Genomic DNA, 24,147 nt, shown 5'->3' on the forward strand with positions numbered 1-24,147 from the left:
ACGGTAGCCGCGCGACCCTGCCGCTGCGGGCCTGGAGGCGCCCCCGCTCCTGCGACCTGACTAGGCCGCCTGCGCGAGGTCAGGGGCAGGCGGTGGCGTCGTTCACGCGGGCGACGCTGGTGCGACCGGTCGCGTCGATGCCGATGGTGCGCTTCTGGGTGCCCGGCGTGGGGTTGGCCCGGCACAGCGTGACCGTCTCCGTGGTTGCGCTCATGCCGGAACCCTTGAAGCTCAGGGCATACACGCCGCCGGCGCTGGTGATGCTGTAGTCCGAGCTGGCCGCCGGTTCGTAGGCGAAGCGGGTTTCCGTGCCGTCCACCGTCGAATTGGCGTTGGCGTCGTTGAACACGATCCAGCCCTGCTCCCAGCTGCCGCTGCCTGCGCAGCTGGTGCCGTCGGCCGAGCGGCACATCGTGACGGTGGCATTGCGCTTGATGGCCTCGGACCGCGCCAGCTTCAGGCTGGCGGAAAAGGCATTCGCATACGAGGTCAGCCGGCTGCTCAGCGCCGCCTGCTGGAAGGAAGGCGCCGCGATCATGGCCACGACAGCCAGCACGGTGAGCGTCACCATCAGCTCGATCAGCGTGAAGCCGGCATGCCGGCGCGGCGGGTGACCGGGTCGCATCATCACTTCTTGATGTACCAGTACAGGCGCGACTTGGGCCGGCTGCTGCTCGTGCCACCGCTCTTCTGCACCACTTCCAGGGGCGAATCCGCGCTGCAGCCGATGCAGAACGGCACGGTCTGGCCGTTGTCCAGCGTCACCTGCCCGGCCACGGCCGAGGGCGGCAGGCCGTCACCGGCCACGTCCTGGAAAAGGTTGTTGGTGCCGTTCTCCGAAGCCGCGTTCTTGTAGTTGACGTTGTAGACGCGCGTGGTGCCCAGGTCGGAATCGCAGGTGTTGTCCGTGGTGTTGACCTGGGGCTGGTGCGTGCTGAAAGTGACCACGCCGAAGATGGTGATCGCGGAGGTCACCACCTGCTCGGTCGAATCGAGGTTGATGTACCAGCCCTTCTTCGCCGCGAGCGCAGCTTCCGACGGCGGGTTGTTGCCGGTGATCCCCAACAGCGAGCCGAGGCAGATGATGTTGGAACCGCAGCCGTCGGTGTTGCCGGGATAGGTGGCGGCGGCGACCGTCGGCTTGTCGGTGAACCCGAAAAACCGGTTGCTCACCGCGTTGGACGATGCGTAGGCGACGACCGGCTTCTCGCGGTCGCCCGAGCCCAGGTAGATGTTGAAGCTGCCATCGAGGTTCTCGATCACGCTGGGCTCGAACATGAACTTGCGGTTCGGGGTGCAGGTGCCCGGGACGGCGCAGCCCAGTGACGCGATCTTGGACATGCTCCACGAGGTGGACGCGCCGGCGAAGTTGATCCGGTACACGTTGCCGCCCAGGTCGGCGGCATAGGCGTACCGGGCATTGCCGGTGGCGTCGGGCACGACCAGCACGTCGGCGATGATCCCGCGGGTCTCGCCGGTGTCGAAAGTGGCGACGTGGTCGCCGGTGTCGGCGTCCAGCACGTAGACGTAGTGGCCCTTGGACGAGGACGTGCAGTTGTGGTTGGCGCCCCCGGCGGTGCCTGCGTCGAAGTCCTCGCAGGTGTCGTAGCCGCCGCCGAAGATCAGCAGGGGCTTGGCGCCGCTCAGGTAGCTGGCGTGCTTGAAGGTCTTCACCGACGACCAGGTCTGCCCGATGCCCGACAGCTCGGTCGGGAAGCAGGTGCCGGTGGCGGTGCAGCCCGCCCGCCACTTGAAGGTCGGGCTCTTGGGCGTGGTGGCCGAACTGGTCACGTCGAAGGCATAGATCGAACGGCCACCGCGGCGCATCGTGGAATACAGCCAGGTCTTGTTCACGCCCGACACGGTGCCGTTGAAGGCCGTGATCGGGCCGTCCATGCCGTATTCCTTGGCCGTCGCCCCCGGCACGGTGGTGCCCGGGTACTGCACCGCCGGCGTGTTGTTGTACAGGCGCTTGATCTTGGGAAGGAACTCGGTGGGCATGAAGGACCAGGCTTCGCTGCCCGCCGTCACGGCGAAGGTGCCGGTGCCGATGTCGGCCGAGCGGTTGCCGTTGACGGCACGCAGCCAGCCGTCGTTGCCGCCGTAGAACACCATCACGCTCGGCGAGGTCTGGCTGCCGAAGTTCACGGCGACCGGCCGCGAGTGCACCACGTCGCCGTGCATGGAAAGGCGCTTGCCGGAGGCGTTGAGGCTGTCCAGTGCCGCGTCGAGCGGCGGCACGGTGGTGCCCAGCGCCCAGTCCACCAGCGTGGTGTGCTCCGTGCCGCTGCTGGCATTCAGCATGGCCTGCGTGACGTTGGTGGTGTTGAACGGAACCGCGCCCGTGCAAGTGGCGCCGCTGCAGGTCAACGCGTTGCGCGCGGTGGTCGTGTTCCTCAGCTTGTAGGCCTGCCCGCCCTTGTCGACCACGTTGCCGTCGGGATAGTTGGACCGCTGGGAGTTGGCGATCGTGATGCAGTCCCCCTTGGGCAGGCTCGCCCATTCGGAGTCCAGCGCGGTGGGCGACCAGTAGCTGCGAGCACACTCGGTGATGAAGCCGGTGGTGGTGTTGATCGCCGGTTCGCTGGCCGCGTCCTGCAGGCGCAGCACCCCGTCGTTCAGGCCGATCTTGTACTGCTTGAGGTTGCCCGACCAGCGCGGCAGCGAATCCTGCTCCGGCCGGAACACCCCGATGAAGACCTGGTTCAGGAAGGTGCCCTGGGTGTTCACGCTGATGGGCAGCGAGACGGAGGCGAACACGCTGTTGACCGACTGGATCTCCGAGAAGATGTTCTGCAGCGTCTCCAGCACGGCCGAGCCGTCGCTGGAGATGGCGAAGTACTTGCCGCCGCTCTGTCCGGCCATGCTCTTGAGCGCGGCCGACCAGCCCGGGCCCTGGCCGTTGGTGACCCGGTCGACGTCCAGCGTGTAGACCGCGGCGCCGATGGAGCTTCTCTTGAACCACCGCGCCCATTCGTCGACGTAGCTGTCCTGCGAGCCGGCGGGGTTCAGGCTGATCTGGTTGGTATCGCCGTTGGCATCGCGCAGGGCGATGCGCGATGCCTCCAGGTCGCTGGTGTTTTCCGACGGAGTGCCGTTGCTCAGGTAGATGATGTAGGTCTTGGGGCAGACCTCGGCATTGATCGGCGAGGTGTAGGTCGTGCCGTTGGAGGACCCCAAGGCATTGCCGCTGAGCGCCCAAACGGCCCGGTCCACCGCCTTGCCGTGGGTAGAGCTGCCGTTGCCGGCGTAGTCCGTCTTGTTCTTGCCAGGGCTGGCATAGGCGCGTTCACCCTTGAGGTAGCGATAGGCCTCCATCATGACGAGGGACGCCTTCCCGCCGTTCGACTTGTCGTCGTTCTTGTCAAAGGCGTTGATCATGGAGGCGTACAGCGCCCGATTGGCGGTGTTCATCGGTCGAACGGCCGCGCGGACGTAGCCACCGTCTGTGTTCGAGTCCCCGGGATCGGTTTCGGAGAACATCATCAGGCCCACGTTGAACTTGGCGGTGCCGTCGGCGTTCACGGGCAGGCTGTTGAACAGCGTGACCAGCGCCGACTTCTCGTTGGCGAAGGCGTTGTTCCAGTTGGCCGTGTTGTCCAGGATGATCAGCACGTTCGGCGCAGCGGCGCCGCCCGCGTTGTTGCCCACGAACAGGTCGATGTCCTCCGCCGCGGCCCCGAGCGGACGCAGCAGGGCCATCAGGGCCAGGAGCGCGGTGGCGATGAACCTCGTCATTTTTTTCTCCCCCTCTGCGGGATCACGGACAGACCGCCGTTTTTTCGCTGTCCACCAGGAGCACCCGCACACCCTGGTGCACCGTGGCCCGGGCGCCCGTGGCGCCGTCGTCGACGGTCGCCTCCACGTCCCAGTCGGTGTGCCAGGTGGTGCCGCTGCTCGACCCCATGCTCAGGCCGATGCCGCTGGGCGGCGCCGTCGAGGCGATCACCGCCTTGACGCAGGTGGGCGCCGCCACCGCCACGGTGTAGTCGGGAGTACCGTCGTTGTTGATGTCCACGTTGATGGACTGTGCGACAGGGGCGCTGGTGAAAGCCGAGCCCACCACCACCTCGATGGCGCGGTTGCCGGCCGCCACCGCCTCCTGCTGCATCTGCATGTTGCCCACCGCTTTGAGGTTGGCGTTGCTGAGGGTGAAGCCGGCGATCACGATCATGGTGATCACCGCCAGCATGATCAGCGACACCACCAGCGTGGCGCCTCGCTGCGAACGGCGGTTCATGGCGTCTCCCTGCGGCCCGAGACGTTGGGCAGGCGGATGGTCTGGGTGAACAGCTGGCGGCGGTAGCCGTCGTTGGCGGCGGCCAGCGTCAGCTTGTCGGCGGAGGCGCCCAGCTCGTACTGGTTGCCGTCGGTGACGCCCGCAGTGGGCTCGTCGGTGCGCACCAGCACGTGGATCTTGACCGACACCGCGTTCATCAGCGTCGCGGCCGTGCACGGGGTGCTGGTGGTGCAGCGCACGTAGGTGTCGGCATTGCCGTCGCCCCGGTTGGCCGGCGAGGCGTAGCCGGTGCCGGTCCAGGTCACCGCGGAGGTGAAGTTCGGCGCCGCCCCGGTGTCGCTGCGGTTGTCGATGCCGAACTCGACGACGAAGGCCTCGACGTTCTCGATCAGGGCCTGCGCGGCGCCCTGGGTGCCGTTGCTCACCCGGGACATCATCAGCGTGGGCACGCCGTTGACCAGCTTCACGTAGTAGAGGGTGGAGGCGTACTTGTAGACCGGCGCCGCCGCGGTGCAGTCGCGCTGGAGCAGCCCGAAGCCCGCCGCGCCGGTGGTGGCCGGCTCCAGGAGGAAGGCGCCGGGGGCCGTGGAGCAGCGGCTCGCCTGGAAGTAGACATCGTTGGTGGACGCGGGCACCGGGCCGCACTCGTCGCTGCCGGTGGCCGAGGCCATGCAGGGCTCGGCATGGCGCACCACCAGCACGTCGGTGGCCGCGACGGGGGTGGTGACGATCCCGCTGCACACCGGCGCGGAACCGGCCGCGGTGCGGCTGAACGCACCGGAGACCTCGTAGGCGGCCACGGGCACGCCCATCACGTTGGCCTTGTACTCGTTGCTGGTCCAGTCGGGCGCGCACGGGTCGGGCAGCGCGGTGGGCACCTGGCCACCGGCCGAGGCCAGGGTGGGCACGACGCTGGAGGTCAGGTCGTCGAACTGCGGCACGAGCCCGCCCCAGAAGCCCGCGTGCGTGATGTCCGACTGCATCAGGTGCACCGAGAGCCGGCCGTTCTCGATCATGCGGTTGGTCTTGCTCAACTCGCTGTTGCTGCGGCTCACGTTGGCCAGCAGCGTCAGCAGCGCGAGCAGGATGAACAGGCCGAGCGCCAGCCCGACCATGAGCTCCACCAGGGTGAAGCCGGCTTGACGGAGGTTGCGCGTGTTCATGTCAGCGGGGCGATCCGGACCAGGGTGGTGACTGCGCGCCGGCATTTGTCGTCGCTGCACTGCGAGCCGTTGTACTCGCCGGCGCCGCAGGCCACGGATGAAGGCGGCGCGGCCATGCCGGTCAGCCCCTGCCAGGCCACGGTCACCATGTATTCGTTGGCGCTCAGCTGCTGCACGCAGCCGCGCCCGCCGACCATCGCGCCCTTGTTGGCCGAGCCCTGCGTGACGCTGGCGCCCTGCAGGGCCAGGCACCACTCGCGGGCGTCGATCGCCGCCGGGCTGCTGGTCGACGTCGGGCAGGACATCCCGGTGCCGACGGCGCTGGTGCCGGTGACGTACGAAACCGCGTTGTTGCGGTTGGACGCGATGCGGTTGGCCATGTCGTTGAGCAGCAGCAGCGCCTGGCTGCGCTGGTAGGACTCCAGCTCCGAGACCTGCATTCGCACCTGCAGGCCGGCCATGCCGAGCAGGCCGAAGGCGATGATCACCATGCTGACCAGCACCTCGATGAGGGTCGCGCCGCGCTGCGCGACGGGGGGGCGGCGCGTCACCATTTGCCGGTCGGCCCCTTGGTGCCGTCGCTGGTCAGGGTCAGGTTGCCGTCGCTGGCCTGGGACCCGGCCGCCGTGAAGGTGACGGTGAACGCCGGCACCGTGGTGGCCGGGGAGACGGTGGTGTTGGTGGCGATGCCCGCCGTGTACTTGCCGGTGACTTCCGCGGGCATCGAGTAGCCCAGGTCGGCGACGGCGGTGGCGTAGGCCCGGTTCGCCAGCAGGTACTGCTGCTGCCGGTTGGCGATGTCCATCATCTGGGCCTGGGCGGCGCGGCGCGCGGCCTTGCGCGTGTGGCTGGTGTAGGACGGATAGGCCACGGACGCGAGGATCGCGATGATCGCCACGGTGATCATCAATTCGATGAGCGTGAAGCCCAAATTCCTCGTGCGCGGCATCGCCCCTCCTAGTGGTCCGGGCACCGAAGTTAGCTCAGCCGTCGGGGCCCCGCATCCCCAGACCGATGACCGGTTGGCTGTGGCGGGCGAATGGCACGGGGGCGTGGCATCCCCGAGAATCGGCCGATGACGACGCCGCATGCCCCCATCCGCCAGGCGCTGGACCTCGCGCACCGGTCCGTGGGCCTGTCCGAGCCCAATCCGCGCGTCGGGTGCGTGCTGGTCGGCCCCGACGGCGCCGTGCTCGGGCAGGGGCACACCCAGGAGGCCGGCGGGCCGCATGCGGAGATCGTGGCCCTGCGCGACGCGGCCGCGGCCGGCCGCGAGGTCCGGGGCGCCACGGCCTACGTCACGCTGGAGCCCTGCGCCCACCACGGGCGCACCGGCCCCTGCTGCGAGGCGCTGGTCACCGCCGGCATCCGCAAGGTGGTCGCCAGCGTCGGCGACCCCAACCCGCTGGTGGGCGGCCGCGGCTTCGAGCGGCTGCGGGCGGCCGGCATCGAGGTGGAGACCGGCCCCGGCGCCGCCGAGGCGCGCGAGCTGAACCTGGGCTTCTTCAGCCGCATGGTGCGCGGCACGCCCTGGGTGCGGCTCAAGGTGGCCGCCTCGCTGGACGGCCGCACCGGCCTGGAGGACGGCACCAGCCAGTGGATCACCTCGGAGGGCGCCCGCGCCGACGGCCACGCCTGGCGGGCCCGCGCCGGCGCCCTGCTCACCGGCATCGGCACGGTGCTGCAGGACGACCCCCGGCTGGACGTCCGCCTGGCGCCCACCCCCCGCCAGCCGCCGCTGGCGCTGGTGGACAGCCGGCTGGAGCTGCCGCTCACCGCGCGCCTCTTCGTGCCCGGGCGACCGCTGTGGATCTACACCGCCCAGCCCCGCTCGCCGAAGTGGCAGGCGCTGGAGGACCGCGGCGCCGAGGTCATCGCCCTCCCCGGCCCGGGCGGCAAGGTGGACCTGGCGGCGCTGCTGCGGGACCTGGCGATGCGGGAGGTGAACGAGCTCCACGTGGAGGCCGGCCACAAGCTCAATGGGTCGCTGGTGCGCGAAGGACTGGTCGACGAACTGCTCCTGTACCTGGCGCCCAAGCTGATCGGGCTGGGCCAGCCGATCGCCGGATTCGGGCCGCTTTCCGCCCTGGACCAGGCCCTGCCGCTGCAGTTCGTCTCCACCGAATCGGTGGGCGTCGACCTGCGCGTGGTGGCCCGCGTGACCGGCCGCGACCGCTTTTAGGGGGCTGGGTCCGGGGCCCCCGCGCGTTCCCTGCGAAAATGCGCGGATGTTCACCGGAATCATCACCGGCGTGGGGCGCATCGCCGCCGTCCGAGACCTCGGCGCCAGCCGCGAGCACGGCAAGCGCGTCACCGTCGAGGCACCCGCCGGCTACCTGGAGGACGTGGGCCTGGGCGACAGCATCGCGCTCAACGGCGCCTGCATGACCGTCACCAGCCTCGACCCCGCCCAGGGCCACTTCACCGTCGACGTCTCCGCCGAATCGCTGGACAAGACCAGCGGCCTGGCCGAGCCCGGCCCGATCAACCTCGAGAAAGCCTTGCGCGCCCACGACCGCCTGGGCGGCCACATCGTGGCCGGCCACGTCGACGGCATCGGCACCGTGAGCCACTTCGCCCCCGTGGGCGAGAGCCACGAGCTGCGCGTCCTCGCCCCCGGCTCCCTCGCCCGGTACCTGGCCTACAAGGGCTCCGTCACCGTCAACGGGGTGAGCCTCACCGTCAATTCGGTCCGCGACGCCGCCCAAGGCTGCGAACTGAGCATCAACCTGATCCCGCACACCGTGCAGAACACCGCCCTTCACGCCCTCCAGGCCGGCAGCCGCGTCAACCTGGAAATCGATCTCATCGCCCGCTACGTCGAACGCATGCTGGGCGCCGGCGCCACGAAGGTGGCGGCATGAAGCCCGGAGGCGACATCGCGCCGGTCCAGGAAATCGTCGCCGAGCTCAAGGCCGGCCGCATGGTGATCCTGGTCGACGAGGAAGACCGCGAGAACGAGGGCGACCTGGTGCTGGCGGCCGAACACGTCACGCCGGAGGCCATCAACTTCATGGCGCGCTTCGGCCGCGGCCTGATCTGCCTGACGCTCACCCGCGAGCGCTGCGAGCGCCTGCGCCTGCCGCCCATGGTGGCGCGCAACGGCACCAAGATGGGCACCGCCTTCACCGTCTCCATCGAGGCGGCGCAAGGCGTCACCACCGGGATCTCGGCCGCCGACCGCGCCCGCACGGTGCAGGCCGCGGTGGCGCGCGAAGCGCGGTCCGAGGACCTGGTGCAACCGGGCCACATCTTCCCGCTGCAGGCGGTGGACGGCGGCGTGCTGATGCGCGCCGGGCACACCGAAGCCGGCTGCGACCTGGCCGCGATGGCGGGCCTGACGCCCGCCGCCGTGATCTGCGAGATCATGAAGGACGACGGCACCATGGCCCGCCTGCCGGACCTGCAGGTGTTCGCCGCCGAGCACGGCCTGAAGATCGGCACCATCGCCGACCTGATCGAGTACCGCAGCCGCAACGAGTCGCTGGTCGAGAAGGTGGGCACCCGCCCGCTGGACACCGCATGGGGCCGCTTCACCGCCCACGCCTGGCAGGACAAGCCCAGCCAGGGCCTGCACCTGGCCCTGGTGCTGGGCGAATGGAGCCCCGACGAACCGGTGTGCGTGCGCGTGCACGAGCCGCTGTCGGTGCTGGACGCCCTGGAGACCGGGCGGTCGATGCACTCCTGGAGCCTGGACGCCAGCCTGGAACACATCGCGCGCGCCGGCAAGGGCGTGGCCGTGCTGCTCAACTGCGGCGAATCGGCCGGCCAGCTGCTCGCGCAGTTCGAGGGGACGGCGCGCGCGGCGCAGGCCCCCGAGCGCGGCCGCATGGACCTTCGCACCTACGGCATCGGCGCGCAGATCCTGCGCGACTGCGGCGTGCACCGCATGACGCTGCTGGGCACGCCGCGCCGCCTGCCCAGCATGGCCGGCTACGGCCTCGAGATCACGGGGCACCTGGCCCCCACCCAACACTAGGAACACTTCATGTTTGGCGCAGAAAAGGGCAAGGCGCAGGGGCTGCAGGGCAAGGGCCTGCGCATCGGCATCGTGCAGGCCCGCTTCAACGAGAGCATCACCAACGCGCTGTCGCAGGCCTGCCGGGGCGAACTGGTCCGGCTGGGCGTGGAGGCCGAGGACATCGACCAGGTGTTCGTGCCGGGCGCGCTGGAGATCCCGCTGGCGCTGCAGGCGCTGGCCGGCAAGCGGCGCTACCACGCGCTGGTGGCGCTGGGCTGCGTGATCCGCGGCGAGACCTACCACTTCGAGCTGGTGGCCAACGAGTCGGCCGCCGGCGTGACCCGCGTGTCGCTGGACCACAAGCTGCCGGTCGCCAACGTCATCCTGACCACCGAGAACCTCGAGCAGGCCGTCGCCCGCCAGAGCGACAAGGGCGTGGACGCCGCGCGCGTCGTGGTGGAGATGGCCAACCTGATGGCCGGCGTGTGATGGAAGAAGACCGCATCCCCCCCGCCAAGGCGCCCGGCCGCACCGCCACCGGCGCCCGCAAGGCCTCGGCCAAGTCGGCCCGCTCGCGCGCGCGCGAGTTCGCGCTGCAGGCGCTCTACCAGCACCTGGTCGGCCACAACGAGGCCCAGGCCATCGACCACTTCACCCGCGACCTGGCCGGCTTCCACAAGGCCGACTCGGTCCACTACGACGCCCTGCTGCACGGCTGCATCGAGAACGCCGAGGCGCTCGACGCGCTGATCGTCCCGCTGCTGGACCGCAAGCTGCAGGAGATCTCCCCGATCGAGCGTGCCGTGATGTGGATCGGCGTCTACGAGTTCCAGAACGCGCCCGACGTGCCCTGGCGCGTGGTGATCAACGAGTGCGTCGAGCTCGCCAAGGAGTTCGGCGGCACCGACGGCCACAAGTACGTGAACGCCGTGCTCAACGGCCTGGCGCCCGGCCTGCGCCCGGCCGAGGTCGAGGCGGACAAGGCCTCCGGCAAGGCGCGCCCATGAAGATTGCCCAGCGGGCCGAGCGCATCGAACCTTTCTACGTCATGGAGGTGGCCAAGGCCGCCCACCAGCTGGCGCGCGAGGTCGCGCGCAGCGACCGGCCGATGGTGTTCCTCAACATCGGCGAGCCGGACTTCACCGCGCCGCCGCTGGTGCGCGAGGCCGCCGAACGCGCCATGCGCGCCGGCCGCACCCAGTACACGCACGCCACCGGCCTGGACGCGCTGCGCGAGAAGATCAGCGGCTGGTATCGCCAGCGCTTCGGCCTGGAGGTCCCCGCCTCGCGCATCGTCGTGACGGCGGGCGCGTCGGCGGCGCTGCAGCTGGCCTGCCTGGCCCTGGTCGATGCCGGCGACGAGATCCTGATGCCGGACCCGAGCTACCCCTGCAACCGGCATTTCGTCAGCGCCGCCGACGGCCGCGCCGTGCTTGTGCCGGCCAGCGCGGCCGAGCGCTTCCAGCTGTCGGCCGCGGCCGTGGAGGCGAACTGGAACGAGCTCACGCGCGGCGTGCTGCTGGCCTCGCCGTCCAATCCCACCGGCACCTCGATCGAGCCGCAGGAACTGCGCCGCATCCACGACGTGGTGCGCTCGCGCGGAGGCGTCACCATCGTCGACGAGATCTACCTGGGGCTGAGCCACGACGAGCGCTTCGGCCAGTCGGCGCTGGCGCTGGACGACCAGGTCATCAGCATCAACAGCTTCTCCAAGTACTTCAGCATGACCGGCTGGCGCCTGGGCTGGATCGTCGCGCCGCAGGAGCTGGTGCCGGTGCTCGAGCGACTGGCGCAGAACCTCTTCATCTGCCCCAGCACCGTCTCGCAGTACGCGGCCCTCGCCTGCTTCGAGCCGGAGAGCCTGGCCGAATACCAGCGGCGCCGCGCCGAATTCAAGGCACGCCGCGACTGGTTCATCCCCGCCCTGAACGGCCTGGGCCTGCCGGTGCCGGTGGTGCCCGACGGCGCGTTCTACGCCTGGGCCGACTGCTCCGACTGGTGCCGCGCGCTGGACCTGCGGGGCAGCTGGGAGTTCGCCTTCGCGGCGATGGAGCGCGCCCACGTCGCCGTCACCCCGGGCCGCGACTTCGGCAGCGCCGAGACCCGCCGCTTCGTGCGCTTTTCCACCGCCAGCAGCATGGAGCACCTGCAGGAGGCGGTGCACCGCCTCAGGGAGATGGCGCCCTGATGGCGTTCGGCTTCCCGATCCGCGTCTACTGGGAGGACACCGATGCCGGCGGCATCGTCTTCTACGCCAACTACCTGAAGTTCTTCGAGCGCGCCCGCACCGAGTGGCTGCGCTCGCTGGGCATCGAGCAACACCGGCTGCGCGAGCAGACCGGCGGCATCTTCATCGTCTCCGAGACGAAGGTGCGCTACCTGTCCCCCGCCCGCCTGGACGACGAACTTCTGGCCACGGCCCAGCTCCAAGAGACTGGCCGCGCCTCGATGACCATCGCCCAGCAAGCTCTTCAACCCACCACCGGCCGCGTGCTGGCCGAAGGCATCATCCGCATCGGCTGGGTCGACGCGGCCACCTTGCGGCCTGCCAGAATCCCGGCCGTCATTCTCGAGGCATTGAACAGATGAACCAGGACCTTTCCATCCTCCAGCTGGTGCTGGGCGCCAGCTGGGTGGTGCAACTCGTGATGGCGCTGCTGGTGGCGGTGTCCGTCGCCAGCTGGGCCGCCATCTTCGGCAAGCTGTTTTCCCTCAAGCGCGTGAAGTCCCTGAACGAGGACTTCGAGCGCGAATTCTGGTCGGGCACCAGCCTGAACGAGCTATTCGCCAGCGCCGCGCAGAACGCCAAGAATGCCGGGCCGATGGAGCGCATCTTCGCCAGCGGCATGCGCGAATACCAGAAGCTGCGCGAGCGCCGCATCCAGGACCCGGGCACCGTGCTGGACGGCGCCCGCCGGGCCATGCGCGCCAGCTACCAGCGCGAGGTCGACGCGGTCGAATCGCACCTGTCCTTCCTGGCCTCGGTCGGGTCGGTCTCGCCGTACGTGGGGCTGTTCGGCACGGTGTGGGGCATCATGCACGCCTTCACCGGCCTGGCCAGCCTGCAGCAGGTCACGCTGGCCACGGTGGCGCCGGGCATCGCCGAGGCGCTGGTGGCCACGGCCATCGGCCTGTTCGCCGCCATCCCGGCGGTGGTCGCCTACAACCGCTTCGCCCGCGACATCGACCGGGTGGCCATCCGCCTGGAGACCTTCATCGAGGAGTTCTCCAACATCCTGCAGCGCAACCTGGGCGCCGTGGCCGCCGCCCCGGCGGCCGGGCAGTCGAGGTTCTGACATGCCCGCCGTCGCCTCCCGCGGCCGGGGCCGCCGCACCATCAACGAGATCAACATGGTCCCGTTCATCGACGTCATGCTGGTGCTCTTGATCATCTTCATGGTCACCGCGCCCCTGATCACGCCCAGCCTGATCGACCTGCCCACCGTGGGCAAGGCCAAGCGCTCGCCCGACCGCAAGCTGGAAGTGGTGATCGGCAAGGACGAGAAGCTGGTGCTCAAGTCGGGCGACCAGTCGCGGTCGCTGTCGATCGCCGAACTCGCGGCGTCCGTGGTCGCCGCCCAGGCCGGGCAGCCGAACGAGTCGGTCGCGGTCGTCATCAGCGCCGACCGCAGCGTCAAGTACGAATCGGTCGTGATGGTGATGGACACGCTGCAGCGCGCGGGCGTGCAGCGCGTGGGCCTGTCGGTCCAGATGTCCCGCTGAAGGCACGATGCAGGCCACCGAACGTCCTGAATTCACGCCGCCCACCGAAGGCGGGCTGACGCGGTCCATCGGGCTGGCGCTGCTGGCCCACGCGGTCCTCGCGCTCGGCCTGAGCTGGGGCGTGAAATGGAAGCGCGACGACCCCGTGGTCACGGCCGAGGCCGAGCTCTGGGCCAACGCGCCACAACAGGCCGCGCCCAAGCCGGTCGAGGCCCCGCCCGCCCCGCCGCCCCCACCTCCTGCCCCGCCGCAGCCGCAACAGCCCACCCAGGCGGAGCGCGACGCCGAGATCGCGCTGGAAAAGGAGCGCGAGCGCAAGGAGGCCGAGGCCAAGGCCCGGCGCGAGGAGGCCGAGCGGCAGAAGCAGTTGGCCGAGCGCAAGCGCCAGCAGGAAGAGGCGCGCAAGGAAGAAGCCCGTAAGGAGCAGGCGCGCAAGGCCGACGAGAAGCGCAAGGAAGAACAGGCCCGCACGCGCAAGCAGCAGGAAGAGGACAAGCGCATGGCGCAGATGCGCGAGGAGAACATGAAGCGCATGGCGGGGATGGCCGGCGCCACGGGCCCGCGCGAGTCCACGGGCACCGCCCTGCGTTCGTCGGGGCCGAGCGCGAGCTACGCGGGTCGGCTGTCGGCGCTGTTCCAGCGCAACGTGGTGTTTCCGGGTGGGGTGGACACCATCGCGGGGAATCCGGTGGCCGTGGTGCAGGTGCGGGTGTCGCCGACCGGCGAGATCCTCAGCGCGAAGCTGAGCCGCTCCAGCGGGAACGCGGCGTGGGATGAGGCCGCGGTGCGAGCCATCGAGCGGAGTGAGCGGATTCCGGCGGATGTGGATGGGAGGTATGTGAGCGACTTTCCGGTGGAGATGAAGCCGAAGAGGTAGGCGGTCTTGTGGGCGCGTGTTTTGGCAGCGCGCCCGCGCGGCAGGCGGTGCCTGGCCCGGGCTCATGGTGGGCCGGTTGGCTCGCGCTACGCGCTCGCAACTCGCAGGGCATTCCGCGGCCCGGCCTGCGCGGCAGAACTCACTGCGCGCTGCGATGCAGCGCTCCGTTCAGACAGCTGCCGCGAGTCAGTTGTTCATTTCAAGCTCGCCTTCGGCTCGCAACGGCCGGGCCGCGGAAAGCCCGGCTCGTCCCACAAATCGCCCGGGCCAGGCACCGCCTGCCGCGTGGGAGCAGGGTGCGGGGGTGGGCAGGTTCAAACCCAAACTGCGCTGCTTGCTTCGGCTCCGGGGCGCCCCCACCCTGCCCTCCCCCGGAGGGGGAGGGAAAAAGGCAAGGGCTCGCCCGGACCAAACGGCGCAGAGGACAAGGAGCGCGGGGTATTGCTCCCTCCCCCTCCGGGGGAGGGCTGGGGTGGGGGCACCCCCGGTGCTCGATTGGGAACCGCTGCTGGGACTAGGCCCTACCGAATAAACCACCACCGCTTCCAGCGGCAGGGGGTCCCCGGCGGGGGGTGATTTCTGTGCCGAGCGTCGCGCAGTGGTGCGGGCCCTGCGAGCCGCGGCAAGCGGCGAAGCTCGTCGATCAACCACTGACTCGCGGAAACTGTCTGAACGGAGCGCTGCATCGCAGCGCGCAGTGAGTTTTTCCGCGAGGGCCCGCACCACTCAAGCGACGCGCGCAGCACTGCGAGCGAAAGCGAAGCAGGCGGAGAGGCACAGCATGAGCCCCCCGCCGGGGACCCCCTGCCGCAGGCCACGAACAGCAATGCGGCAAAAAAAACGAGCACTCAGTCGTAAACGATCTGCGCCAACCCCTGATCAGCCTGCGCCATCCAGCTCGCCAGCGCCGCATCACTCGGAAAGAACCGAGCAGCCTCCCCCAGCTGCAACTCCGCCACCGCCTGATCCCGCCGAACCGCCAGTCGCACCGGAAGCCCGCGAACAAGCTCCCCCTGCTCCGTCTGCTCCCTCCTGGCCGGAAACTCCCGCACCAGCCGCTGAACGTCCGGCGCCTTGCCATTGACCGCCACGCGCAGGAACTTGCCGAACCGGCAACGCGCCGTCGCCAGGTCCCAGGCCTGCTGGATCGACAACCGGAACCCGCCCGAGAAGCGGTCCGGCTGCAGGCGCGCCTGCACGATCACCAGCTCGTCGTCCTTGAGCAGGTTGCGGTGTGTGTTGATCACGTTCTCGTCGGCCGTGGCCTCGAGGGTGCCGCTCTTGTCGTCCAGCTTGAAGAGGGCCAGCTTGCCCCGCTGCCCGTTGATCACGCGGAAGTCCGTGATGATCCCGGCCAGCAATTGCGGCTCGCGGCTGTCGATCAGGTCGCCGATCGGCGTGCGGGCGAAGCGCCGCACCTCGGCCGCGACCTCGTCGAACAGGTGGCCCGAAAGGTAGAAGCCGACCGCCGTCTTCTCCAGCGTGAGCTGCTCCTTCACGCGCCAGGGCATGGCCTCCACCAGCGGCGGCTCCTGCGTGCTGGCCGCATGCGAATCGCCCATGTCGAACAGGCCGCCCTGGTTGGCATTGGCCTCGCAGGCGCTGGCGAAGTCGAAGGCGCGGTCGATCGAGGCGACCAGCTCCGCGCGGTTGCGGTGCAGCGCATCGAAGGCACCGGCCTTGATCAGGGCTTCCACCGTGCGCTTGTTGATGCGGGTGCGGTCCACCCGCACGCAGAAGTCGTACAGGCTCTTGAAGGCGCCGCCCTCCTCGCGCGCCCGCACGATGGCCTCGATCGCCTGCTGGCCCGTGCCCTTGACGGCGCCCAGGCCGTAGCGGATCACCTTGTCCGAGATCGGCTCGAAGCGGTAGAAGCCGCGGTTCACGTCCGGCGGCTCGAACGACAGTCCGAAGTTCTTGACCGCGTCCTCGAACAACACCTTGAGCTTGTCGGTGTCGTCCATTTCCACGGTCATGTTCGCGCAGAAGAACTCGGCCGTGTAGTGCACCTTCAGCCAGCCCGTGTGGTAGGCCAGCAGGGAGTAGGCGGCGGCGTGCGACTTGTTGAAGCCGTAGCCCGCGAACTTCTCCATCAGGTCGAAGATCTCGTCGGCCTTCTCCGTGGGGATGGCGTTCTTGGCCGCACCGGCGCGGAAGATCTCCCGGTGCTGGGCCATCTCCTCGGCCTTCTTCTTGCCCATCGCGCGGCGCAACAGGTCGGCGCCGCCGAGCGTGTAGCCGCCCAGGATCTGCGCCGTCTGCATCACCTGCTCCTGGTAGACCATGATCCCGTAGGTCTCGGAGAGCATCTCGGCCACCAGCGGATGCGGGTACTCCACCTCCTCGCGGCCGTGCTTGCGCGCCACGAAGCTGGGGATCAGGTCCATCGGCCCCGGGCGGTACAGCGCGTTCAGCGCGATCAGGTCCTCCAGCCGCGTGGGCCGGGCGTCCCGCAGCATGCCCTGCATGCCGCGCGATTCGAACTGGAACACCGCCTCGGTCTTGCCGTCGGCGAACAGCCTGTACGTGGCCGCGTCGTTGAGCGGGATGTTCTCGAACGCGAAGTCCTCGCGGCCCTTGTGGCGCTTCTGGATGAACTCGCGGGCGATCTCCAGGATGGTGAGCGTGGCCAGTCCCAGGAAGTCGAACTTCACCAGGCCGGCCGCCTCCACGTCGTCCTTGTCGTACTGGCTCACGGCCGACTCGCTGCCGGGCTGCTGGTACAGCGGCGTGAAGTCGGTCAGCTTGCCCGGCGCGATCAGCACGCCGCCGGCGTGCATGCCGACGTTGCGGGTCAGGCCCTCGAGCTTCTGGGCCAGGCCCAGCAGCGTCTTGACCTCGTCCTCCTTCTCCAGGCGCTCGGCCAGGATGGGCTCGACCTTGATCGCGCCGTCGATGGTGATGTGCTGGCCGGGCTTGTTGGGGATGAGCTTGCTGATGCCGTCGCAGAACGTGTAGCTCATGTCCAGCACGCGGCCCACGTCGCGGATGGCCGCGCGCGCGGCCATGGTGCCGAAGGTGGCGATCTGGCTCACCGCATCGCGGCCGTACTTCTGCTTGACGTACTCGATCACCCGGTCGCGGTTGCTCTGGCAGAAGTCGATGTCGAAGTCGGGCATCGACACCCGCTCGGGGTTGAGGAAACGCTCGAACAGCAGGTTGTACTGCAGCGGGTCCAGGTCGGTGATCTTCAGCGCGTACGCCACCAGCGAGCCGGCACCCGAGCCGCGGCCCGGGCCCACCGGGCAGCCGTTGCCCTTGGCCCAGTTGATGAAGTCGCCCACGATCAGGAAGTAGCCCGGGAACCCCATCTTCAGGATGGTGTTGATCTCGAACTCCAGCCGTTGGACGTAGCGCGGCATCTCCTTGTCGCGCAGCGCCGGGTCCGGGTACAGGTACGCCATGCGCTCCTTCAGGCCCTCGTGCGAGGCCAGCCGGAAGTAGTCCTCGATCGGCATGCCGTCGGGCGTGGGAAAGTTGGGCAGCCGCGGCTTGCCCAGCTCCAGCACCAGGTTGCAGCGCCGCGCGATCTCCTGCGTGTTGGCCACGGCCGAGGGCACGTCAGCGAACAGCGCCTCCATCTGCTCGGCGCTCTTGAAGTACTGCTCCTGGGTGAACCGGCGCACGCGCCGCTGGTTGCCCAGGATCTCGCCTTCGGAAATGCAGACGCGCGCCTCGTGCGCCTCGTAGTCGTCGGGCACCGTGAACTGCACGGGATGGGTGGCGACCACCGGCAACTTGAGGTTGGCGGCCAGCTGCACCGCCGCCGCCACGTGCGGCTCGTCCTCGGGCCGGCCGGCGCGCTGGATCTCCACGTAGAAGCGGTGCGGGAACACCGAAGCCAGCTCCAGCGCCACCTGGCTGGCGCGCGAGGCGTCGCCCTGCACCAGCGCCTGGCCGACCGGGCCGGCCTGCGCGCCCGACAGCACGATCAGGCCCTCGCCCAGCTCGCGCAGCCACTCCAGCTTGCACACGCCCTGCGCGCGCACCACGTTGCGGGTCCACGCGCGGGCCAGCAGCTCGCACAGGTTCAGGTAGCCGGTGCGGTTCTGCACCAGCACCAGCAGGCGCGACAGCGCGTTGGCGTCGGTGCCCAGGCCCTGCACGAACAGCTCGGCGCCGATCAGCGGCTTGACGCCGGCGCCGCGCGCGGCCTTGTAGAACTTGATCGCGCCGAACAGGTTGTTCAGGTCGGTGATGGCCAGCGCGGGCTGGCCGTCGGCCGCCGCCGCCTTCACGACATCGTCGATGCGGTTGGTGCCGTCGACGACGGAGAACTCGGAGTGCAGGCGCAGGTGGACGAACATGCGCTCGATTGTAGGAAAGTGGCCGCGGCAGGGCCGCGGTCATCCCCGCGAAGGCGGGGAGCCAGAATCCAGGACTCGGCTCCCTAGAATCGCCCCCGTGGACGACGTGCTCAACATCTCCGGCTACCAATTCACGCACGTGCCCGATCCGCAGGGCCTGCGTGACGTGCTTCACGCTGCCGCGGCCCCGGGTGGGCTGCGCGGCACGGCGCTGGTCGCGCACGAAGGCGTCAACCTGTTCCTGGCGGGCCGCGAGGCGGCGGTCGACGATTTCCTGGCGGTGCTGCGCGCGCAGCCGGGGCTCCGGGCCTTCGAGGCCAAGCGGAGCTGGTCGGCGCTGGTGCCGTTCCGCAAGCTCCTGGTCAAGGTCAAGCGCGAGATCATCCGCATGGACCGGCCGGCGATCGTGCCGCACGAGGGGCGCGCACCGGCGGTGGACGCCCCCACCCTGGCCCGCTGGCTGGACCAGGGCCACGACGACGAAGGCCGGCCGGTGGTGATGCTGGACACGCGCAACGCCTTCGAGGTCGACCACGGCAGCTTCGAAGGTGCCATCGACTGGCGCCTGGGCAAGTTCAGCGATTTCCCCGCGCAGCTGCAGGCGCGCAAGGGCGAGCTGGAGGGCAAGACCGTGGTGAGCTTCTGCACCGGCGGCATCCGCTGCGAGAAGGCGGCGCTCTCGATGCGTGAAGCGGGCGTCCAGCACGTGTGGCAACTGGAGGGCGGCATCCTCAAGTACTTCGAGGAAGCCGGCGGCGCCCACTTCCGAGGCGAGTGCTTCGTGTTCGACCAGCGCGAGGTGCTGGACGCCTCGCTCAAGCCGGCGCGCGACTGAGCCGCCCGGCCGGCACAGCGAGGCGCCGTCACAGCTTCGCCAGCCTGGTTACCACCCGCGCGGTCCACCGGAAAGCCACGGCACCAGAATGGGATGGAGTTGCAGGCGCGCCGCTGCGCCCGCAGCGACCGTAGCGCCCCGGCCGTCGCCTGCGCGGCCATGGCGCCCACGGAGCAGGCGGCCAGGAGGGTCCCATGGACCAGACCATCCGTCCGGATTCCATCGTTCCGGGTGCTCGCCCCCGGAGAAGATGGGCTTTGCTGCTCGCGATCGTCCTCGTGGCCTGCGGAGGCAGCAGTTCCGACGTCGCCACCTCGAACCCTGATGCGGCGGGTTCCGGCGCCCCGGCGTCCGGCACGGGGCCGACGGCCTCCGGCCCGACCCCACCGCCGGCGACGGCTGCGGCCACCCTGCCCCGCTGGAGCGTCGCTTTCACGGACCCCGACGGCCGCGCCACGAGGCAGGGCTTGAGCCCCGGCACGGGCCTGCTCGCGTTCACCGCCCCTACCGACCAGGGTCCCCGGGCCCGCTTCTTCGACGGCCAGGCCGTCCACGAGCTGGTGGACACGGCGGCCACCGCCGTCGCCGTGAACGAAGCCGGCCAGGTGGCGGGCCACTTCCAGTCGGAGTCGAACACCGACCTCTTCCGCTGGGAGGCCCGCACGCAGACGACGACCAACACCCGGCTCGGCTCGCCGCCGGACATCTCCTCGACCGCCCAGGCGATCAATGCGGGCGGCGTCATCACCGGCAACCTGAGCGCCCGGCGCAACCTCCCCGGATCGGCCATCCGCTGGACGCCCGGAGCGTTCCTGCCGCAGGGGCTGGCCGAGCTCGACCCGGCGCCGCCGGCCAACTCGACGGGCCTGTTCATCAACACGGCCGGCGCCGTCGCCGGTGTTTCGGATGCCCCCGGCGACCAGGTCCACGCGGCCTTCTGGCGCGCCGGCGCGGCCGACGTGCTGGACCTGGGCACGCTGGGCGGCGCGGCGTCCGCACCGGCGGGACTGAACGACGCGGACCAGGTGGCCGGGCAGTCCAGCGATGCCCAAGGCAACGAGCGCGCCTTCCTCTGGACGCAAGGAACGGGCATGCGCGACCTCGGCACGCTGGGCGGTGCGACCGCGACGGCCAACGCGCTCAATGCCTCGGGCTGGGTGGTGGGCACGGCCGACACGGCGGACGGCGCCTCGGTGGCCTTCCTCTGGCGGGACGGCGCGATGCGCGCGCTGGGCACCCTGGGCGGCCGCGCGTCCGCCGCCTCGGCGATCAATGCGTCCGGGCTGGTCGGCGGCAACGCCGAAACCGCCACCGGCGTGCCGCACGCCTTCGTGTGGACCGAGGCCACCGGCATGCTGGACCTGAACGACCGGCTCTCGGGCCCGGGGCCCGGCGTGCTGCAGACGGTGATCGCCGTCGCGGACGACGGCACCGTGCTGGCCACGGCGGACGGCGGCACGCTGGTCCTGCTGCGGCCCGCGAGCAGGCCCTGAGGCGGGGCAGCGTTCCGGGCACGACCGGCCCTGCCGGCTAGTCGCGCAGCACGTGCAGCACGTGCGAGTTGAACTCGCGCGCGTACAGCACGCCGGCCACCACCGCCGCCGCGATGGCGAAGGCCAGCGGCGAGAAGAACCAGGCCAGCGCGGCGAAAGAGAAGTAGTAGGCGCGGATGCCGTCGTTGAAGGTCTCCGCGGCCATCCCGACCAGCTTGCCGGCGCGCGTGGCCACGTGCTCGCGGTCGGCATGGCCCTCCGTGAAGGCGCGCGGCTCGGGCATCGAGCCCAGCACCAGCGCGGCGAAGGTGTACTGCCGCATCGACCAGGTGAAGCGGAAGAAGGCGAACACGAAGATCGCCATCACGGACAGCACCTTGATCTCGAACACCAGCATCGTGGTGCGGGCGGCGAACGGGATCTCGCGCACGAACTCGGCGGCCTTGTCGGTGGTGCCCAGCAGGGCCAGCAGGCCGCCGATGATGATCAGCGTGGCGGAGGCGAAGAACGAGGGGCTGGACGAGAGGCTCTGGATGATGATGCCGTCCAGCACGCGCGGGTCGCGCGAGGTGGCCTGAAGCATCCAGCGGGTGCGCCAGCGGTTGGTGGTGGCCAGCAGCGTCGAGCCGCTGCGGCTCGCGCGGCGCGAGAACCAGGCGTAGGCCACCCACACGGCCACGAACCAGATAGCGGCCAGCCAGTCGGCCAGGGACAGGATGGCGAGCAGGTTCATGCCGGCATCATAGGAGCCGTGCTCAGGACATCGGCTCGGGCGGCGTGAAGCGCGTCGCGGGCAGCGGGATGAACTCCGTCTCCCCGGGCACCGCATCGAAGCGTTGCGCGGCCCAGTCGTCGCTGGCCTGCAGGATGCGCTCCTTGCGGCTGGAGACGAAGTTCCAGTACATGAACCGCGGGCCGACGGTCTCGCCGCCGACCACGACGAAGCGCGCCGGGCCGGCCGCCTCGATGCGGACGCTGCGCCCCGGCTCCAGCACCAGCATCTGGTGCGCCGTCATCGCCTCGCCGTCCAGGCGCAGCTCGCCCGAGATCGGGTAGACCGCCAGTTCCGGCGCCAGGGGCGGCAGCTCCAGCACGCCGCCGGGCAGCGCGAAGTCGAGATAGAGCGTGGGCGACGCCGGCTGCACCGGCGAACGCACGCCCAGCGCCTCGCCCACCAGCACGCGCGCCTTCGCGGGCCCGAAGGCGACTTCGGGGATGTCGGCCGCCGCCGCGTGCACGAAGGACGGCTCGACCTCTTCCTTCTCCTCGGGCAGCGCCACCCACAGCTGCAGGCCGTGGTTGACGAAGCTGCGGTCGCGAAGGTGGTCGGGCTTGCGCTCGGAATGCACGATGCCGCGGCCGGCCGTCATCCAGTTGACCGCGCCGGGCTCGATCAGCTGCTCGGTGCCCAGGCTGTCGCGGTGCATCATCGCGCCCTCGAACAGGTAGGTCACCGTGGCCAGGCCGATGTGCGGGTGCGGCCGCACGTCGTGCAGCTCGCCCGGGTGCTCGGTCACCGGGCCGAAATGGTCGAAGAAGACGAAGGGCCCGACGCTGCGCCGGCGCGCGGCCGGCAGCAGGCGGCGGACCTTGAATCCGCCCCCCAGGTCCTTCTCGTGTCCGGAGAGCTGCTGCGCGGCCATGGTGGGCTCCTTCCTACTTGCGTGTCCAGCGGGCGGCCGTCTGCGCGACGCGCTGCCCGAAGGCCTCGGCGAACCGCAGGTCGCCCTCGAACATGTCCTTGGGCGAGGCGTCCGAAGGCGACACCGACGCGGCGCCGCTCCACACGCCCAGCCAGTTGAGGTCGTCGCGGGTCGACGCCTTGGCGTTGGCGGGCATCATGCCGGTGCCCACCCACACGCCGCCGTGCTGCATGGCCAGGGTGATGAAGTAGTTCAGCGTGCTCGTCTTGTCGCCGATCGTGCTGGCGCTGTTGGTGAAGCCGGCGAACAGCTTGTCCTTCCAGGCCGAGGCGTACCAGGGCTTGGACGAGGCGTCCGCGAACTTCTTGAACTGCCAGCTCGGGCCGCCCATGTAGGTGGGCGAGCCGAACACGATGGCGTCCGCCCCGGCCAGCTGCTCCCAGGCGCCTTCGGGCAGGTTGCCGTCGGCGTCGATGGCGATCAGCTGGGCGCCCGCGCCCTCCGCCACGGCTTGCGCCTGGCGCTGGGTGTGGCCGTAGCCCGAGTGGTAGACGACTGCGATGTTGGCCATGGTGGCGGGTGACTTCTGAAGGGGGTGGAAGAAGAGAAATCCCGGGCGCGGCGCCGGCGTTCGCGGCCGGCACCCGCCCTTCGATCAGACGCGCTTGCGGCCGTCGATGCTCCAGGCGCCGGGGCCGAACGCGTAGACGAACAGCAGGCCGCCCAGCACGGCGAGGTTCTTCCAGAAGGCCTGCTTCTGCATCATCTGCTGCGCCTCGGGCATGGCCCAGAAGTTGTGGAACAGCGGCGTGATGACGGCCAGGAAGACCGCCAGGCCCAGCGCGGCCCAGCGCGCCTTCAGGCCGACCAGCAGCAGCAGGCCCAGGCCCAGTTCCGCCACGATGGCGATGGCGGCGCAGACCTCGGGCAGCGGGATGCCCTTGGAGGCGATGTAGCCCGTCACGCCGGCGAAGCCCGCGATCTTGGAGAAACCCGACGGGATGAACAGCCAGGACAGCAGGATGCGCCCGACGAGGGTGGCCACGTCCTGCGTGCCGGTGGTGCCGGCGAGGGCGGTGTTGGTGCCGTAGGGGCTGGTACTGGTGGTGCTCATGGTCGTTTCTCCGAACGGATGGTGATGGGAATGGTTGGAAGTCAGCCGGCGGAAACGGTTCCCGCCGGCTCCGGGGTCGTCAGGGCTCCAGGTCGAACACCAGCACTTCGGCGTCGCGACCCTGGTCCAGGCGCACCCGGGTTTCATTGTCGAGCAGGGCGGCGTCGCCTGCACGCAGCGGCTTGCCATTGACCTGCAGCTCGCCGCGCACCAGGTGCACGTAGCCCTTGCGGCCGCTGGCCAGCTGCAGTTCGGCGGATTCGTCGCCGTCGAACAGGCCGGCGTAGAGCCGTGCGCTGGCATGCACCTTGACCGAGCCTTCGGCGCCATCGGGCGAAGCCACCAGGCGCAGCCGGCCGCGCTTTTCCTCGTCGGCGAAGGTCTTCTGCTCGTAGCTGGGCGGGATGCCGCGCACGTCGGGTTCGATCCAGATCTGCAGGAAGTGCGTGGTCTGGCCTTCCGCGTGGTTGAACTCGCTGTGCCGCACGCCGGTGCCCGCGCTCATCCGCTGCACGTCCCCGGGCGGGATGCCCTTGACGTTGCCCATGCTGTCCTGGTGCGCCAGGTTGCCCTGGAGCACGTAGCTGATGATCTCCATGTCGCGGTGGCCATGGGTGCCGAAGCCGGTGCCGGGGGCGATCCGGTCCTCGTTGATGACGCGCAGGTTGCCCCAGCCCATGTGCTCGGGGTCGTGGTAGTTGGCGAAGGAAAAGCTGTGGTGGGAGTCGAGCCAGCCGTGGTCGGCGTGGCCGCGTTCCTGGGACTTGCGGAGGGTCAGCATGTTGGGCTCC

At 69.9% G+C, this 24,147-nt stretch carries 23 protein-coding genes and 1 pseudogene; 12 read left to right on the forward strand and 12 right to left on the reverse strand.

Annotation, left to right across the window (positions count from 1 at the left end):
- Positions 1-79: 79 nt before the first annotated feature.
- From ASG30_RS14885 to ASG30_RS14910, 6 genes are read right to left on the reverse strand one after another with little or no spacing between them, the layout of a single operon-like run.
- Positions 80-628 carry a GspH/FimT family pseudopilin gene (locus tag ASG30_RS14885; protein ID WP_235579807.1) on the reverse strand — a complete coding sequence of 183 codons (549 nt, stop codon included), beginning with the start codon at positions 626-628 and terminating at the stop codon, positions 80-82.
- Positions 628-3,738, reverse strand: a complete 3,111-nt coding sequence (locus ASG30_RS14890) for a pilus assembly protein (protein ID WP_055898198.1) — start codon at positions 3,736-3,738, stop codon at positions 628-630. Before ASG30_RS14890 ends, ASG30_RS14885 begins: the two co-directional genes overlap by 1 nt.
- 22 nt (positions 3,739-3,760) lie before the next feature.
- A complete protein-coding gene (locus ASG30_RS14895) occupies positions 3,761-4,240 on the reverse strand; it encodes a pilus assembly PilX family protein (protein ID WP_055898201.1) in 480 nt (159 codons plus the stop codon).
- On the reverse strand, positions 4,237-5,403 hold the full coding sequence (locus tag ASG30_RS14900) for a PilW family protein (RefSeq protein ID WP_055898204.1): 1,167 nt from the start codon (positions 5,401-5,403) through the stop codon (positions 4,237-4,239). The genes ASG30_RS14895 and ASG30_RS14900 overlap by 4 nt, the downstream gene beginning before the upstream one ends.
- Positions 5,400-5,957 (reverse strand): type IV pilus modification protein PilV, encoded by a 558-nt coding sequence (gene pilV / locus ASG30_RS14905; protein ID WP_055898206.1) that lies wholly within the window; start codon positions 5,955-5,957, stop codon positions 5,400-5,402. The genes ASG30_RS14900 and pilV overlap by 4 nt, the downstream gene beginning before the upstream one ends.
- The gene (locus ASG30_RS14910) at positions 5,951-6,352 is read right to left on the reverse strand and encodes a type IV pilin protein (RefSeq protein ID WP_055898209.1); all 402 of its coding nucleotides are present in this window, start codon (positions 6,350-6,352) and stop codon (positions 5,951-5,953) included. Before ASG30_RS14910 ends, pilV begins: the two co-directional genes overlap by 7 nt.
- A 126-nt stretch (positions 6,353-6,478) precedes the next feature.
- Here ASG30_RS14910 and ribD point away from each other — a divergent pair, with 126 nt between their 5' ends.
- From ribD to tolA, 10 genes and pseudogenes are all read left to right on the forward strand, one after another.
- Positions 6,479-7,585: a bifunctional diaminohydroxyphosphoribosylaminopyrimidine deaminase/5-amino-6-(5-phosphoribosylamino)uracil reductase RibD gene (gene ribD / locus ASG30_RS14915; RefSeq protein WP_055898211.1), complete on the forward strand. Its 1,107-nt coding sequence runs from the start codon at positions 6,479-6,481 to the stop codon at positions 7,583-7,585.
- 46 nt (positions 7,586-7,631) lie between these two features.
- A complete protein-coding gene (locus ASG30_RS14920; protein ID WP_055898214.1) occupies positions 7,632-8,267 on the forward strand; it encodes a riboflavin synthase in 636 nt (211 codons plus the stop codon).
- On the forward strand, positions 8,264-9,382 hold the full coding sequence (gene ribBA / locus ASG30_RS14925) for a bifunctional 3,4-dihydroxy-2-butanone-4-phosphate synthase/GTP cyclohydrolase II (protein WP_055898217.1): 1,119 nt from the start codon (positions 8,264-8,266) through the stop codon (positions 9,380-9,382). Before ASG30_RS14920 ends, ribBA begins: the two co-directional genes overlap by 4 nt.
- Positions 9,383-9,391: 9 nt before the next feature.
- Positions 9,392-9,853: a 6,7-dimethyl-8-ribityllumazine synthase gene (gene ribH / locus ASG30_RS14930; protein WP_055898220.1), complete on the forward strand. Its 462-nt coding sequence runs from the start codon at positions 9,392-9,394 to the stop codon at positions 9,851-9,853.
- A 1-nt stretch (position 9,854) separates the two neighbouring features.
- A pseudogene (nusB, locus tag ASG30_RS14935) lies at positions 9,855-10,371 on the forward strand (transcription antitermination factor NusB); the annotation flags it as partial.
- Positions 10,368-11,552: a pyridoxal phosphate-dependent aminotransferase gene (locus ASG30_RS14940; RefSeq protein ID WP_055898226.1), complete on the forward strand. Its 1,185-nt coding sequence runs from the start codon at positions 10,368-10,370 to the stop codon at positions 11,550-11,552. The pseudogene nusB and the gene ASG30_RS14940, both read left to right, overlap by 4 nt.
- Entirely contained in the window at positions 11,552-11,953 is a 402-nt protein-coding gene (gene ybgC / locus ASG30_RS14945; protein ID WP_055898229.1) for a tol-pal system-associated acyl-CoA thioesterase, read from the forward strand. The genes ASG30_RS14940 and ybgC overlap by 1 nt, the downstream gene beginning before the upstream one ends.
- Positions 11,950-12,660, forward strand: coding sequence for a protein TolQ (gene tolQ, locus ASG30_RS14950; protein WP_055898232.1), 711 nt, complete (start codon positions 11,950-11,952; stop codon positions 12,658-12,660). Before ybgC ends, tolQ begins: the two co-directional genes overlap by 4 nt.
- A gap of 1 nt (position 12,661) precedes the next feature.
- The gene (locus ASG30_RS14955; RefSeq protein ID WP_055898235.1) at positions 12,662-13,087 is read left to right on the forward strand and encodes a biopolymer transporter ExbD; all 426 of its coding nucleotides are present in this window, start codon (positions 12,662-12,664) and stop codon (positions 13,085-13,087) included.
- Positions 13,088-13,094: 7 nt separating this feature from the next.
- A complete protein-coding gene (tolA, locus tag ASG30_RS14960) occupies positions 13,095-13,964 on the forward strand; it encodes a cell envelope integrity protein TolA (protein WP_055898237.1) in 870 nt (289 codons plus the stop codon).
- Positions 13,965-14,812: 848 nt separating this feature from the next.
- Here tolA and dnaE read toward each other — a convergent pair.
- Positions 14,813-18,271, reverse strand: a complete 3,459-nt coding sequence (gene dnaE / locus ASG30_RS14965; protein ID WP_055898239.1) for a DNA polymerase III subunit alpha — start codon at positions 18,269-18,271, stop codon at positions 14,813-14,815.
- A 97-nt stretch (positions 18,272-18,368) separates the two neighbouring features.
- Between dnaE and ASG30_RS14970 the strand changes: the two genes are divergently transcribed.
- Together ASG30_RS14970 and ASG30_RS14975 are read left to right on the forward strand one after the other, a co-directional pair.
- Complete coding sequence (locus ASG30_RS14970) at positions 18,369-19,106, forward strand: sulfurtransferase (RefSeq protein WP_235579808.1); 738 nt, start codon at positions 18,369-18,371, stop codon at positions 19,104-19,106.
- Between the two features lie 467 nt (positions 19,107-19,573).
- Complete coding sequence (locus tag ASG30_RS14975; protein ID WP_055898241.1) at positions 19,574-20,599, forward strand: hypothetical protein; 1,026 nt, start codon at positions 19,574-19,576, stop codon at positions 20,597-20,599.
- Between the two features lie 37 nt (positions 20,600-20,636).
- Here the strand turns inward: ASG30_RS14975 and ASG30_RS14980 are convergent, their stop codons facing one another.
- The 5 genes from ASG30_RS14980 to ASG30_RS15000 all read right to left on the reverse strand — a co-directional run bounded on the left by ASG30_RS14980 (position 20,637) and on the right by ASG30_RS15000 (position 24,137).
- Positions 20,637-21,332: a DUF599 domain-containing protein gene (locus ASG30_RS14980; RefSeq protein WP_055898245.1), complete on the reverse strand. Its 696-nt coding sequence runs from the start codon at positions 21,330-21,332 to the stop codon at positions 20,637-20,639.
- Positions 21,333-21,354: 22 nt separating this feature from the next.
- On the reverse strand, positions 21,355-22,242 hold the full coding sequence (locus tag ASG30_RS14985; RefSeq protein WP_055898248.1) for a pirin family protein: 888 nt from the start codon (positions 22,240-22,242) through the stop codon (positions 21,355-21,357).
- 13 nt (positions 22,243-22,255) lie between these two features.
- Positions 22,256-22,813 (reverse strand): flavodoxin family protein, encoded by a 558-nt coding sequence (locus ASG30_RS14990; RefSeq protein ID WP_055898251.1) that lies wholly within the window; start codon positions 22,811-22,813, stop codon positions 22,256-22,258.
- 84 nt (positions 22,814-22,897) lie between these two features.
- On the reverse strand, positions 22,898-23,356 hold the full coding sequence (locus ASG30_RS14995) for a DoxX family protein (protein WP_055898254.1): 459 nt from the start codon (positions 23,354-23,356) through the stop codon (positions 22,898-22,900).
- A gap of 79 nt (positions 23,357-23,435) precedes the next feature.
- Positions 23,436-24,137, reverse strand: coding sequence for a pirin family protein (locus tag ASG30_RS15000; protein WP_055898256.1), 702 nt, complete (start codon positions 24,135-24,137; stop codon positions 23,436-23,438).
- Positions 24,138-24,147 lie beyond the last annotated feature (10 nt).

Source organism: Ramlibacter sp. Leaf400, from assembly GCF_001424545.1.
Lineage (GTDB): Bacteria > Pseudomonadota > Gammaproteobacteria > Burkholderiales > Burkholderiaceae_C > Ramlibacter.

Coding starts and splice junctions, on each gene's coding strand:
- ASG30_RS14900 (WP_055898204.1), bottom strand. CDS start 5,403: ATGAACACGCGCAACCTCCGTCAAGCCGGCTTCACCCTGGTGGAGCTC.
- ASG30_RS14885 (WP_235579807.1), bottom strand. CDS start 628: ATGATGCGACCCGGTCACCCGCCGCGCCGGCATGCCGGCTTCACGCTG.
- ribD (WP_055898211.1), top strand. CDS start 6,479: ATGACGACGCCGCATGCCCCCATCCGCCAGGCGCTGGACCTCGCGCAC.
- ribBA (WP_055898217.1), top strand. CDS start 8,264: ATGAAGCCCGGAGGCGACATCGCGCCGGTCCAGGAAATCGTCGCCGAG.
- pilV (WP_055898206.1), bottom strand. CDS start 5,957: ATGGTGACGCGCCGCCCCCCCGTCGCGCAGCGCGGCGCGACCCTCATC.
- ASG30_RS14990 (WP_055898251.1), bottom strand. CDS start 22,813: ATGGCCAACATCGCAGTCGTCTACCACTCGGGCTACGGCCACACCCAG.
- ybgC (WP_055898229.1), top strand. CDS start 11,552: ATGGCGTTCGGCTTCCCGATCCGCGTCTACTGGGAGGACACCGATGCC.
- ribH (WP_055898220.1), top strand. CDS start 9,392: ATGTTTGGCGCAGAAAAGGGCAAGGCGCAGGGGCTGCAGGGCAAGGGC.
- ASG30_RS14890 (WP_055898198.1), bottom strand. CDS start 3,738: ATGACGAGGTTCATCGCCACCGCGCTCCTGGCCCTGATGGCCCTGCTG.
- dnaE (WP_055898239.1), bottom strand. CDS start 18,271: ATGTTCGTCCACCTGCGCCTGCACTCCGAGTTCTCCGTCGTCGACGGC.
- tolA (WP_055898237.1), top strand. CDS start 13,095: ATGCAGGCCACCGAACGTCCTGAATTCACGCCGCCCACCGAAGGCGGG.
- ASG30_RS14895 (WP_055898201.1), bottom strand. CDS start 4,240: ATGAACCGCCGTTCGCAGCGAGGCGCCACGCTGGTGGTGTCGCTGATC.
- ASG30_RS14955 (WP_055898235.1), top strand. CDS start 12,662: ATGCCCGCCGTCGCCTCCCGCGGCCGGGGCCGCCGCACCATCAACGAG.
- ASG30_RS14995 (WP_055898254.1), bottom strand. CDS start 23,356: ATGAGCACCACCAGTACCAGCCCCTACGGCACCAACACCGCCCTCGCC.
- ASG30_RS15000 (WP_055898256.1), bottom strand. CDS start 24,137: ATGCTGACCCTCCGCAAGTCCCAGGAACGCGGCCACGCCGACCACGGC.
- ASG30_RS14985 (WP_055898248.1), bottom strand. CDS start 22,242: ATGGCCGCGCAGCAGCTCTCCGGACACGAGAAGGACCTGGGGGGCGGA.
- ASG30_RS14910 (WP_055898209.1), bottom strand. CDS start 6,352: ATGCCGCGCACGAGGAATTTGGGCTTCACGCTCATCGAATTGATGATC.
- tolQ (WP_055898232.1), top strand. CDS start 11,950: ATGAACCAGGACCTTTCCATCCTCCAGCTGGTGCTGGGCGCCAGCTGG.
- ASG30_RS14920 (WP_055898214.1), top strand. CDS start 7,632: ATGTTCACCGGAATCATCACCGGCGTGGGGCGCATCGCCGCCGTCCGA.
- ASG30_RS14980 (WP_055898245.1), bottom strand. CDS start 21,332: ATGAACCTGCTCGCCATCCTGTCCCTGGCCGACTGGCTGGCCGCTATC.
- ASG30_RS14940 (WP_055898226.1), top strand. CDS start 10,368: ATGAAGATTGCCCAGCGGGCCGAGCGCATCGAACCTTTCTACGTCATG.